This is a genomic window from Caulobacter sp. GW822-FHT07D08 (assembly GCF_058798735.1).
In genome coordinates this window covers 118,388-130,538 of the sequence record NZ_JBXAKU010000013.1, presented here as the reverse complement: position 1 = coordinate 130,538, position 12,151 = coordinate 118,388, and the positions used below count along the sequence as shown (strand labels likewise).

The following is a 12,151-nucleotide window of genomic DNA, read 5'->3' as shown; positions in this document are numbered from 1 at the left end:
AACTATCTCGCCGGCGTCAAACTCGCCTCAGTACGCATTTGGCTGCGATTTAATGAGTCCGTGGCCTAGGGCGGCGCGGCTTCGTCAGAAGTCGAGCGTCTCCACGAGCGCCCCGGCCTTGACCGGCGGCGCGGCTGGGCGGCGGCGGATCAGGACATCGCTCATCGCTAAGGCCTTCTGAGCCGAGGCGTCCTGGTCGCCGAGCGGCTCGACCCCGCCAGGCAGGCGCCTGGCCCGCACGAAGGTCTCGCGATCGCCGCAAGGACCAAGCGCAGTGGTCAGGGGCTCGTGGCGCCAACCGAGCGCCTGGCCCGGCTCAAGGCCGGCCAGACCGGCGATCAGCGGCGCGAGGAACAGTCGTGCGGTGACCATGGCCGAGGTCGGATTGCCAGGCAGGCCGACGATCAGCGCGCCGCGCGCCCGGCCCAACCACACCGGCTTGCCCGGCTTGATGGCCACCTTGGAAAAGGCCAGGTCCAGGTCGAGGGGCGCGAACATGGTCTTGGCGAAATCACGTTCGCCCACAGAGGCGCCGCCGGTGACGACGACGATATCGGCCAGCTCGACCGCCGATCGCGCCGCCTTCTCCAGCGCCGACAGCTCATCGCCGACCCGCCAGCGATCCACCACCTTGCCGCCCCAGGCGCGCGCCAGGGCGGCGACGCCGAAGGTCACGCTTTCGGGAATGCCGGGTCGAATCCGGGAGGGGCGTCCAGGTTCGTCCAGCTCGTCGCCCGTGCCGATGATCAACACCCGGGGGCGCGAGACCACCGACACCCGGGCCTGGTCGGCCGCAGCGACCGCCACCAGTCGCTGGGCGTTGAGTCGGACGCCAGCCTCGACCAGCACGTCCCCGGGCTTGAAATCCGAGCCGGCCAGCCGAAGGTTGCTTGGACCGCGCGGCGGATGCGCGAAGAGGGCCAGCGGCCCCTCGCGCTCGACCTCTTCCTGGATCACCACCCGGTCGGTTCCGGCCGGCGCCACGGCGCCGGTGAAGATGCGCACGCAGGCCCGCGGCGTCAGAACGCCCTCGAAGGCCTGACCGGCATAAGCCTCGCCGACGACCGCCAGGCGGACAGGCGCGTCGGTCAGATCGTCATCACGCACCGCATAGCCATCCATGGCCGAGACGTCGGCGCAGGGCGTGGCGCGGCGCGCGACGATGGCCGCAGCCAGGATGCGACCGTCGGCCTTGTCCAGGCGCACGGTTTCGCGGCCCAGAGGCTGGGCGAGGCCGGCCACCAGGGCCGAGGCCTCATCAAAGCTGATCAATTGCAGACGCCGCGATAGCGGGGAATCTGGCCCACCAGCGAGCAGGGGCGAAAGCGGCTGTCCAGCTCCTGGCCCAGCACCAGATCCCAGGCGTCGCGGCAGGCGCCGGTCGAGCCGGGCACGCAGAACACGAAGGTGTCGCCAACCTGGCCGGCCAGGGCGCGCGACTGCAGGGTCGCCACCCCCACCGTGGCCTGGCTGGCCTGGTGGAAGACCACCGAAAAGCCGTCCATCGTCCGGCGAAACAGCGGCGTCACAGCCTCGGGCGTGACATCGCGCGGCGCGAACCCGGTGCCGCCGGTGGTGAGGACGACGTCGACGGCCTCGTCGTCGGCCCAGGCCTGGACCTGGCGGCGAATGGCTTCGACCTCGTCGGGCACGATCACGCGTCCCGCCAGGCCGTGTCCAGCGGCCGTCAGACGATCGACCAGCAAGGCGCCCGAGGTGTCGGTGTTGTAGTCGCGCGTGTCCGAAATGGTCAGGACGGCGATGTTGAGCGGATAGAAGGGCAGCCGCTCGTCGATGCCGGCCTTGCGGCCCTTCGCAGCCAGGGGGGCGTCCACCATCGTCAACCTCCGGAGAACATCGACAGGAAGGCCACGTCCTGTCCGGGGCTGACCCAGGCCTGATCGCCGACGATCAGGTGATCGATGGCCACGCGCAGCCCACGTTCGGCCAGGGCCTCGGCGGCGCCGTCAGTCTGATCGGCGAGCTGCGCTCTCAGCCATGACAGCGAACAACCTTCAGCGGGGATATCCACAGTGAGGCCGCGCCCGAAGCGGTCGGCGACCTTTCCGAAAAAACAAACCTGGATCGTCCCCATCGCCGAGGGCGCCCGAGCCAAACCTTGGGTCATCACAAAGCCATTCCCGCCAACCGTGATCGGACAAACCCGACCTACACCGGCGGCGAGACAATGGGATTGTCGGAAGTCAAGCGCCGCGCGCCAGCGGGGGGCGGCAAGGCGGCGAGTCTACAGTTGGCGCCGTCCTCCCAGACGCTTGATGCGCCGCCGGACCGGATGGACCTAAGGAGGTCGGCGTCGTCAAGTCACCGCCGTTGCGACCGGCGCCGTGGAATTCAGTGCCAGGGGCTACGCCTCTTCGTTGCTGCCGTGCTCGAGGGACAGGTTGCGGGTCTCGACGCCCTTCCACCACCACAGGATCGCGGCGATCGGACCTGGTGACGCCAGCAGGATGAGGACCATCAACGCCGGTCCGGCGCTACCGCTGGTTTGATAGGCGAAAGTCAGGAGCAGGGGCGCCAGCATGGCTCCGACCCGGCCAACCGCTACCGACAGGCCCAGTCCCGTGGCGCGTAGATGGGTCGGCAGAATCTCGGCGGCGATCACATAGGCCGTGATGTAGGCCCAGGTGACGCCGAACTGCATCAGGCAATAGCTCAGCACCATGCCCGGCAAGGTCTGGAAGAAGTAGAGCGGCAGGATGGCCAGGACGGTCAGGCTGTAGCTGAAGACAAGGGTCGGACGCCGACCGCAGGCCTCGACCATGTGGGCGCCGGTGAGCCCGCCGACCAGCGCCGCGACATTGCCGAGGAAATAGTACAGCGGCAGGTCGGCGGCCGGCACCTTCATCTCCGGCAGGATGACCAGCGCCATCAGGGCCAGCGCCCCATAGACCACGGCCGCCTGTGAGAAGTTGAGCGCGCTGGCCAGGCCCGTACGGTAGCCGTAGCGCGTGCATAGGTGGCGCAGATTGCGGAAGAAGGCGGGGCGCACAGGCAGGTAGGCGCGCGGGGCGAAGCGCGTGTTCGCCTGGGTCTGCGCGCTGTCGCCCTTCGCCGTCGCGGCGATCTGGGAGACGATCTGCTCGACCTCGGCGAGGCGGCCCTGCTGTAGCAGCCAGCGGGGCGATTCCGGAACCACGCGGCGGACCCAGAGGAAGAACAGCGCCAGCACCGCCCCGAGGCCAAAGCCCACCCGCCAGCCGATCTCCGGCGGAAGCCATTGCAGCAACAACCAGGACACGCCCGCCGAGGCCATGGCCCCGAGCGGAAAGCCCGAGAGGATCAGCGCGTCGGTCCGGCCGCGATGGGCCTTCGGGAAGAACTCGCCCATCGTAGCGGTCACGGCGGAATATTCTCCGCCGACGGCCAGGGCCGTCATGAACCGGAAGAACAGGAAGGACTCGTAGTTCCAGGAAAAGGCGGTCCCGATCGCGAACACGGCGTACCAGAGCAGAGTGGCCAGGAAGAGCCGCTTGCGCCCGAACCGATCGGCCAGATAGCCGAAGCCGATCGCCCCCACCAGCATGCCGATCACCCAGATACTGACCGCCAGCGATCCCTGTCCGGATGAAAGACTCCACTGCTTCTTCAGGACGCCGAACATGCTGCCGATGATGTTTGTCTCGAAGGAGTCGAGCGCCCATCCGATGCCCAGCGCGACGGTCAGCAGAGTGTGGAAGCGCGTCCACGGCATGTGGTCGAGGCGGTCCAGCGCATCGGTCTTGATCGGGGCTACAGGGTTCATCCGGCCTTGCTCTGACAGAGACACGTCACGCTCCTGCGACAATGGTTGCGGATGGAAAGTTCGCGGGCGATCCGATGAAGTTGCGGCCGCGAGGGCCGGCGAAGGCCTCGTCGACGATCCCGCGCCATTCGTCGGCGCCGATGCCGAGCGCTTCGGGGCCGGCCGCGACGCCGAGGCTGTCGAGCAACCGGCGCAGGGTTTTGGGGGCGCGGGCCAGGTCGCCGAAGATCGCCTCCAGGGCCGCGTCGCAGGCCGTGTCGGCGCCGATCGCCGCCGCCATCACCTCGGGCAGACAGAAGGAGCAGGCGATGCCATGCGGAACCCGCCGGCCGAGCGTGATGGGGTAGGAGATGTTGTGGGCCAGCGCTGTCCGGGTGTTGGAGAAGGCCAGGCCGGCGCGCGCGGCGCCCCGCGCCATCAACGACCGGGCTTCGCCGTCGCCAAGGTCGCGCCGCAAGCGCGGCAGGCCGGCCATCAGATCGTGGGCGGCGCTGATGGCGAACGCGCGGGTCACCGGGTTGGCGTTGATATTCCAGAGGCTTTCCAGGGCGTGCGACAAGGCGTCGAGCCCGCTGGCCAGTGTCGTCGGCCACGGCAGGGTGGCCATCACGAGCGGATCGATCAGCACCGCCTCGGGATAGAGATCGTCGCGATTGAGCGACAGCTTGCGGCCGCGTGCAGGATCCCAGACGGTCGCCCATTTGGTGAGATCGCTGCCTGTACCGGCGGTGGTGGGTATGGCGATGATCGGCAGGGCCGGCGGCAACTGGCTCTCGACGCCTTCGAGATATCGCAGAACCGGCGCGTAGCGCCCGCGTCCCGCGGCCAGGACCTTGGCGGAGTCCATGACCGAGCCGCCGCCTAGGGCGACGATCACTTCGGGCTCGGCGCCCGCCTGACCCAGGCCCGCGCACAGGCGCTCCAGCATGGCCAGCGACGGGTTCGGCTCGATGTCGTCCAGGGTCAGCAGCGGCGGCCCGGCGCGTTGGCTGATGCGGGCCCGCCACGGCGCCATCGTCGCGTCGGGATGGGTGAGCAGGATGTAGGCGCGCCGCGCGACCAGGTCGGCGATCTCGTCCAGCACGCCTTCGCCGAAGTGGATGCGCACGGGATTGTGGAAGCTCCAGCGGCTCACGGGCGCTCGCCCGCCGCGAGCCGTGCGTTGATCGCCTCGATCACGGGCGGCAGGTCGGCGATACTGTCGATCACGTAGTGGGCGCCGGCGGCCTCCAGCCTCTGGACCGCCGCCGCACGCAGTTCCGCCTTGGCGTTGTCGGCCAGCGCTTCCCAGGCCTCGAGACTGTGTCCGATTTCGTTGCCGCTCACCGCGACGCCGACGGCCCACGCGCCGGCGGCGCGCGCCGAGACCAGGCCGCTGGGGCTGTCATCGACGGCCACGCAGGCCCGCACGTCAGGGACGCCGAGCGCCAGGGCGTTGGCGAGCACCATGTCCGGCCAAGGGCGTCCGCGCGCGACCTCGCTGACCGTCACGCAACAGTCGGGTCTGTAGCCCTGGGCCGCGGCCAGGGGGGCCAGGCCGTCCATGATACTACGCGGATAGCCCGTGGTGCTGCCGATCGCGACGCCGCGTTCACGCAGCGTGGCGATGGTCTCCAGCGCGCCCGGGATCAGGGCGCTGTAGCGCGCGCAGTTCTCGCCATCGATCCGCAGGAAGATCGCATAGAGCCGATCGACGTCCGCTTCGGTCGGGAGCGCGCCCATCGCCGCGTGCCAGCGCTGTCGCACCGTCGGCTGGGCGAGGATGCGTTCGACATGTTCGCGCTTGGCCGTCCCCATCGGTTCACGGGCCTCAGCCTCGCTGATGGGCAGGCCGCCCTCGGCGAACGCGCCCCGAAACGCCGCGACGGGCGCGATGCACCCGAAATCGAGGACGGTGCCCGCCCAGTCGAAGATCACGGCGGTGACCGGGCCGCGGAACCGCGCGCCGAGGGAAGGAGAGGGGATCGTCATTCTGGCCTTGGCGCGAGGTGGAGGAAGTCGCCACCTGCTAGGCCGGTTAGATGACGCCAACTGGATCGGTTGCGTCGTTCTTTATCGGTAGATGTACCGATAATTTCGATTGATTGCGTAGCGGGGAGGGCTTCGGTCGGCGCCCCCGCGTTTCAGCCCTTGCCGGCCTTGGCCTGGCGCAGGGCTTCGAAGAAGGCGGCGATGATCCGGCTCCGCCGACGCTCGCGCAGGCAGCAGACATAGATATGCGTCAGGACGGGCGCGCCGGCGATCGGCAGCGGATGTAGCTGTTCGTCCGCCACATATTCGGACTCCGACACCGTGCCGATGCCAAGGCCGTGGATCACGGCCTCCCGGATCGCCTCACGGCTGCCGATCTCCATGGCGATGCGCGGCTCGGCGCCGATGGCGGCCAAACCTTCTTCGAGGGCGCGGCGGGTTGTCGAGCCGCGCTCGCGCATCAGCAGCTTCTCTCTGGCCAGATCGGCCAGCTCGATGGTCTTGAGCGCGGCCAGCCGATGGTCGCGGTGGACGAACGCCATCACGGGATAGCTGGCGTAGTGCTGGACGTGATAGCGGTCGTCGTCGGTGTCGCGGGCCAGGATGCCGACGTCGCAGCTGTAGTTGCCGAGCTCCTGAAGGACGGACTCGGAATTGCCCAGCGTCATGGAAAGATAGACGTCCGGATAGCGGGTGTTGAACGCCTCGATCATCTCGATGACGTGGAAGGGACTGGCGGCGCCGACCTTCAGCGCGCCGCTACGCAGGTCGGCGCTGTCCTTCAGCATCATGGCCGCGTCGTCCTCCATCGCCACCATCTGGCGGGCGACCCGCAGGAGGGCGTCGCCGATCGGCGTCAATTCAATCCGCCGTCCCAGGCGCTCGAACAGGCGGACATTGTGCTCTTCCTCGAGCGCCTGGATCTGGGAGGTGATCGTCGTCTGGCTCATCTTGAGCGCTCGCGCCGCAGCGGTGAAGCCGTTGTAGCGCGCCACGGCGATGAAGCTGCGTAGCTGGTTCAGAGTCACGGCGACACCCATCGAATTTATCGGTCGATGTATCGGTAAAGCACGGCGGATCCCACAACAATAGGGTCATGCGCGCCCCCTATACCCCCAAACCAAGGCCGAGAGCCGGAGGCGGTGCGGCGATCGCATGGCGCCGAACGTTTCAGGGGGCAGACATGAGATCTCGTCATTCAATGCTGGGCGGCACGGCGATCATGACCGCGCTGGCCGCCACCTGCGGCGCGCACGCGCGGGACGTGGCGCCCGCGGCCAAGAGCAATGAGACCGCGGCGGTCGAGGAGATTGTCGTCACCGGCTCGAACCTGCGCCGCGCGTCGGCCGAAGGGGCCCTGCCGGTCACGGTCATTGACCAGTCGGAAATCCAGTTGCGCGGCGGGTCTACCGGCGCCGACCTCTTCGCGACCCTGCCGTCCGCCGGGCCGCCGGCCATCAACGAGGCGACCATCGCTTCCCAGGGCGCGCGCGGTGACGTCGCATCGATCGACCTGCGCGGCATCGGCGCGGGCAGCACCCTGATGCTGATCAACGGCCGCCGCATGGCGCCGCACCCGCTGTCCGGCACCGATCAGGGTGTGCCCGCCCTGTCGCCCAACGCCAATGTCATACCCACCGCGCTGCTGACGCGCGTCGAGGTGTTGCGCGATGGCGCTTCGGCGATCTATGGCGCGGACGCTGCGGCCGGTGTCATCAACAGCATCATCTCGCCGACCAAGGAAGGCGGGCGCTTCAGCGTCGAGAGCGCGCTCACCGAGCGCGGCGGCGCGGACGAATATCGCGTCACCGCCGCCGACAATTTCAAGGTGGGCAAGACGTCGATCGGCGTCTCGCTCGACTACTTCCAGCGCAGCCAGCTCCTTTTTGCCGACCGCGATTGGGGCTCGCAGAGCGACCTGCGCCGCACCCGCGGCCTGCCCGCGCCCTGGAATGGCCTGGCGGTCATCAATCCAGCGACCGGCGCGGCCTTCGCCCTGAACAACAACCTCGATAACGGCAGCACGATCAACCACTACGGCCAGTATCGCCGCGGCTTCATCCAGTCGGACTATCTGACGTTCAACGGCGCCCGGCCCGATGGCAACCGCGGCATCTCCACCGCGGCGGCGCCGGCGGGCGGCGTCGCGACCGTGGCCGCCGACGGCACGTTCTTCCTCTATCCGGACGCCACCGGCGCGGTGAATTTCAAGCAGACCACGCCGTCGCGCAATCTCGGCAGCCCCGAGGACGCCTATTACGACAATCGCCTGCCGCATCGGACGCTGATCCCGCGCCTGCGCAGGTTCAACTTAGCCACGTTCGCCGAGCATGAGCTCAACGACAACCTCACCCTCTTCGGGGAGGCGCTCTATTCGGGCTCTCGCGCCAACAGCCAGCGCGAAGAAGCCAATATGCAGAACGTCAACGAGCCGGGCCTCTACGTGCCCGCCTCCAATCCATACAATCCCTTCGGCGTGCGCTTCTACGATCCGGCGGGGCGGCCCAACGCCGACGGCGCGCCGCGCATCGTCGGTACGCCCGCCGACGTCACCATCGTGGCCGGCCTGATCCCGCCGGGCACCAAGGACCGCTACATCCAGGTCGACACGCGATTCTACCGCGCGCTGGCCGGCGTGCGCGGCCGGTTTGGCGACAGCTGGACCTGGGAAACAGCGGTGATGGCCTCCGGCGCCCACAGCCACGAGACCGAGCAGAACATCTATCGCGAGTCCCTGCTGCGGATGGCCCTGAACCGCACCGACGCCACCGCCTACAACCCGTTTCCGGTGACCTTCAAGGTGGTGAACAACCAGGTCGTCGCCGACAAGGCCTATGTGAATCCCTCGTCGGTCACCGAACCGATGTACGACACCGACAACCGCTATGGCGAGACCCAGCTGGTCACCTGGGACGCCAAGACCACGGGCGAGCTCTGGAAGCTGCCATTTGGCGGCGGGCGCATCCAGGTCGCCGCCGGCGCCGAGGTGCGCTGGGAAAGCTACGACGCGTGGAAGGCGCCCTATGCCGGTCTCAACCCGGCCGGCTCCGGCGCCAGCTTCCCCTACCTGCGCGAGGACGACAACGACTTCATCGCGATGAGCCCCAACGCCGACATCCACGCCAAGCAGAACGTGGAGTCGGCCTATGCCGAGGTCGCCCTGCCACTGGTCACCCGGGACAACAGCTTTTTCCTGGTGGACTCCCTGGAGCTGGGCGCGGCGGTGCGACACGAGCGGTTCTCGATCCACGGCCAGAGCACCACGCCCAAGTTCAGCGTTCTGTGGGGACCCGCGCCGTGGCTGAAACTGCGCGCTTCCTACAACCAGTCCTTCCGCGCCCCGAACCTGGCTCAGACCAACACCAGCCCGCTGCTGCGCGTGAACTATACCGCCGACCCCTATCGCTACACGGTCACCAACGCTGCCGTGGACAACAGCGGCCCGCGGCGCACCTTCCGCCAGGGCAACGAGCGGCTGGAGCCCGAAAAGGCCAAGAACTGGGGCGCGGGCTTCGTGCTGGACGTGCCCGGCGTCCGTGGTCTGTCGCTGACCATCGACTACTGGAAGATGCACCAGCGCGACGCCATCACCGCCCTGGGCAACGCGCAGGTGTTGGCCCTGGATGAGCTCGCCCTCGATCTGGCCACGCGCGCCGCCCTGGCGTCGGGCAAGTCCATCGACCAGGTCGACCTCGGTTCGGGATCCTCCAGCTATGCCGGCAGCAACCGCGTCACGCGCCGCGCCCCAACCGACGCCGACCGCGCCACCTTCGCCGCCTACAACGCCGCCCAGCCGACCAACGCCACCAAGCGCGCCGTCGTCGGTGAGATCACCAGCCTGATCAACGACTACATCAATCTCGGTTCGCGCAAGCTCTCCGGCGTCGACTTCGGCTTGCAGTACCGCCTGCCCGAGTTCGGCATCGGTCAGTTCACGTTGAAAGGCGAGGGGACCCGCAACCTCCAGCGCGACGAAGAGCTCGCCGACGATGGCGTGGTGATCGATGAGCTGGGCAAGGATGGGCGCGCAAAATGGATCGGCAACGCCACGCTCAACTGGAAGCGCGGCGCCTGGTCGGCGGACTGGTTCACGACCTATTACGGCGCCTCGGCCGACACCTCCGCCACGACCACCGCCGCGATCTATGAGGCGCTGGGCCAGCCCAAAAGCATCGTGGCGGTCAACAACAATGGCGTCATGCGCTACTACATGCGCGTGAAGCCCGCGATCATGCACAACATGCGCGTCAGCTACGCCTTCGGCGACGACCGTCGAGGGCGACCCCAGAACGTCCTGACACTGAGCGTCAACAACGTCTTCGACACTGATCCGCCCGTCGCGGACGAGGACGAGGGGTTCTTCGTCGGCACGGTCAATCCGCGCGGCCGCCAGTTCCGGCTGAAGTTCGACCGCAGGTTCTAGACGCCCGGCCGATGCCCTGTCGCGACTCTTCATCGCGCGGCAGGGCTCTCTTCCTTCACACACGCGGAGCCCGTCATGACCTTGCAGCGGACGATCCTGCTTTCGATGGTGTCTGTCCTGGCCGCGATCGTCCCGGCCAGCCTGGCGACCGCTCAGACGGCCACGACCCCGGCGGCGCGGGCTTCCGCCGAGGTCGCCGGCCGTCATCCGGTGCTGATGATCTCGATCGACGGGCTGAGGCCCGACGCGGTCCTGCAGGCGGACAGACATGGTCTGCGCATCCCGGTGCTGCGCGATCTGCTCAAACAGGGCAGCTACGCCCAGGCGGTGGTCAACGTGAACCCCACGGTGACCAACCCCAATCACACGACACTGGTGACCGGCGTCCTGCCGCGCGAACACGGCGTTTACAACAACAGGCCGTTCGCCGCTTCGGCCAAGCTGCCGCCGTCCTACAGCCTCTATGCGCAGATCAAGGCGCCGACGCTGTGGGGCGCGGCCAAGGCCGCCGGCCTCACGACGGCCAGCATCTTCTGGCCGGTCACAGCCGGGGCCCAGGATATCGACGTCAATCTCACGGACGGCTCCAGCGACGACGACCAGAAGATCGAGACCGACGCGATCGACCTGATCGCCGAGAAGCGCCCGGCGCTCCTGACGATCCATTTCGTGTCGCTCGACCACGAGGAGCACCAATCCGGCCCGTTCAGCGCCGAGGCCAACGCGACGCTTGAGCGACTGGACGCCATCGTCGGTCGCATCATCGCCGAGGAACGCAAGGTCTATCCCGACGCCGTCGTCGCGGTCGTTTCGGATCACGGCTTTTCAAGCCTGTCGCACCAGATGCACTTGAACAGGGCCCTCGCCGAAGGCGGCTTCATCACGTTGAGCGACGGCCCAGCCCCGACGGTGACAGCCTGGACGGCCTTCGCCTGGTATGTCGGCGGTTCGGCCATGATCGTGTTGCACGATCCTCAGGATCGACAGACCAAGGCGCGTATCAAGGCGTACCTGCAGACCCTGGCTGGCGACCCCAGAAACGGTATTGAAGGCGTCCATACTCGCGAGGAAATAGCCGGCTTGGGCCTTGCGGCGGAGGCCGAGTTCGTCGTGGCGTTCAAGGCTGGTTATGCCATGGGCAACGCGTTTTCAGGGCCGCTGGTCACGGACGCCAAGGGCGGTGGGCATGGCGCCTATTCGACAGGAATGCTTCGTCCTGAGATGCGCTCATCCTTCTTCATCACCGGGCCCGGGATCGCCGCCGGCAGGGATCTCGGCGTGATCGACATCCGGCAGGTCGCCCCCACCCTTGCCGAGAAGCTGAAAGTCTCGCTCCCATCGGCGAATATGCCGCCTCTCTCCCTGTGAGGAAGGTCGCGTTTCTGGAGCGGTCAGAGAGTCCGCTACTGGTCGGCAAGGTTGGCTTCAGGAACGCTCATGGTCTGATTCCAGGTCGAGGCGGTGCGTTATGACGGCGTGGTTGGCGAGATTCATCGCTCAAGTCGCCAGCGGTTCCGGCCCATGAGCCTTGGCGGCGTCCAGTCCAGGGTCCTTGATCTTGAACCACATCGCGTAGAGCGCCGGCAGGAAGATCAGGGTCAGGATGGTCCCGCCGATCGTCCCGCCGATCAGGGTGTAGGCCATCGAGGACCAGAACACCGAGAAGGTCAGCGGAATGAAGGCCAGGATGGCGGCCAGGGCGGTGAGGATCAGCGGTCTGGCGCGCTGCACCGTCGCCTCGATGACGGCGTGGACCGTCGGCACACGCTCGCCCCAGTCGGTGTTGACCTGGTGTAGGTCCGCGTTGCGCAGCATCACCGTGCGGACCTGCTCGGCGATCTGGCGAACGCGCGGGGCGTCGGGTCCCATGACCCGAAAAGCGACCGGGAAGGGCGAGGGCGGACTGAACACGATCTGCGTCGCGCGGATCCTGGCGCCGGGCACGGCCCCGCTGAACGCGAACTTGGGCGTTACCTTCACGTTCCTGACGACCA

Annotated in this window: 9 protein-coding genes and 1 pseudogene; 2 read left to right on the top strand and 8 right to left on the bottom strand. The window is 67.8% G+C overall.

What is annotated here, in order from left to right; all coding sequences use genetic code 11:
• Positions 1-84: 84 nt before the first annotated feature.
• The 7 genes from AC1RJ9_RS21095 to AC1RJ9_RS21065 all read right to left on the bottom strand — a co-directional run bounded on the left by AC1RJ9_RS21095 (position 85) and on the right by AC1RJ9_RS21065 (position 6,774).
• Complete coding sequence (locus tag AC1RJ9_RS21095) at positions 85-1,272, bottom strand: molybdopterin molybdotransferase MoeA (RefSeq protein WP_492839826.1); 1,188 nt, start codon at positions 1,270-1,272, stop codon at positions 85-87.
• Complete coding sequence (gene moaB / locus AC1RJ9_RS21090; RefSeq protein ID WP_492839827.1) at positions 1,269-1,838, bottom strand: molybdenum cofactor biosynthesis protein B; 570 nt, start codon at positions 1,836-1,838, stop codon at positions 1,269-1,271. Before moaB ends, AC1RJ9_RS21095 begins: the two co-directional genes overlap by 4 nt.
• A 2-nt stretch (positions 1,839-1,840) precedes the next feature.
• Positions 1,841-2,128, bottom strand: coding sequence for a MoaD/ThiS family protein (locus AC1RJ9_RS21085; RefSeq protein ID WP_492839828.1), 288 nt, complete (start codon positions 2,126-2,128; stop codon positions 1,841-1,843).
• 237 nt (positions 2,129-2,365) lie between these two features.
• Positions 2,366-3,787, bottom strand: a complete 1,422-nt coding sequence (locus tag AC1RJ9_RS21080; protein ID WP_492839829.1) for an MFS transporter — start codon at positions 3,785-3,787, stop codon at positions 2,366-2,368.
• A gap of 1 nt (position 3,788) precedes the next feature.
• On the bottom strand, positions 3,789-4,898 hold the full coding sequence (psrA, locus tag AC1RJ9_RS21075; RefSeq protein ID WP_492839830.1) for an iron-containing alcohol dehydrogenase PsrA: 1,110 nt from the start codon (positions 4,896-4,898) through the stop codon (positions 3,789-3,791).
• Positions 4,895-5,734: a phosphonoacetaldehyde hydrolase gene (gene phnX / locus AC1RJ9_RS21070; RefSeq protein WP_492839831.1), complete on the bottom strand. Its 840-nt coding sequence runs from the start codon at positions 5,732-5,734 to the stop codon at positions 4,895-4,897. The genes psrA and phnX overlap by 4 nt, the downstream gene beginning before the upstream one ends.
• A 152-nt stretch (positions 5,735-5,886) precedes the next feature.
• Positions 5,887-6,774: a LysR substrate-binding domain-containing protein gene (locus AC1RJ9_RS21065; protein ID WP_492839832.1), complete on the bottom strand. Its 888-nt coding sequence runs from the start codon at positions 6,772-6,774 to the stop codon at positions 5,887-5,889.
• Positions 6,775-6,917: 143 nt separating this feature from the next.
• Here AC1RJ9_RS21065 and AC1RJ9_RS21060 point away from each other — a divergent pair, with 143 nt between their 5' ends.
• Positions 6,918-10,157, top strand: coding sequence for a TonB-dependent receptor plug domain-containing protein (locus AC1RJ9_RS21060; protein ID WP_492839833.1), 3,240 nt, complete (start codon positions 6,918-6,920; stop codon positions 10,155-10,157).
• Positions 10,158-10,373: 216 nt separating this feature from the next.
• On the top strand, positions 10,374-11,525 hold the full coding sequence (locus AC1RJ9_RS21055; RefSeq protein ID WP_492839834.1) for an alkaline phosphatase family protein: 1,152 nt from the start codon (positions 10,374-10,376) through the stop codon (positions 11,523-11,525).
• Between the two features lie 129 nt (positions 11,526-11,654).
• On the opposite strand, the pseudogene AC1RJ9_RS21050 reads toward AC1RJ9_RS21055, so the two are convergent.
• Positions 11,655-12,122: pseudogene (locus AC1RJ9_RS21050) on the bottom strand (efflux RND transporter permease subunit); the annotation flags it as partial.
• Positions 12,123-12,151: the final 29 nt, after the last annotated feature.

Bases quoted from the DNA above. Each gene is read 5' to 3' on its own strand.
- moaB (WP_492839827.1), bottom strand. From the start codon at position 1,838: ATGGTGGACGCCCCCCTGGCTGCGAAGGGCCGCAAGGCCGGCATCGAC.
- AC1RJ9_RS21085 (WP_492839828.1), bottom strand. From the start codon at position 2,128: ATGACCCAAGGTTTGGCTCGGGCGCCCTCGGCGATGGGGACGATCCAG.
- phnX (WP_492839831.1), bottom strand. From the start codon at position 5,734: ATGACGATCCCCTCTCCTTCCCTCGGCGCGCGGTTCCGCGGCCCGGTC.
- AC1RJ9_RS21065 (WP_492839832.1), bottom strand. From the start codon at position 6,774: ATGGGTGTCGCCGTGACTCTGAACCAGCTACGCAGCTTCATCGCCGTG.
- AC1RJ9_RS21060 (WP_492839833.1), top strand. From the start codon at position 6,918: ATGAGATCTCGTCATTCAATGCTGGGCGGCACGGCGATCATGACCGCG.
- AC1RJ9_RS21055 (WP_492839834.1), top strand. From the start codon at position 10,374: ATGATCTCGATCGACGGGCTGAGGCCCGACGCGGTCCTGCAGGCGGAC.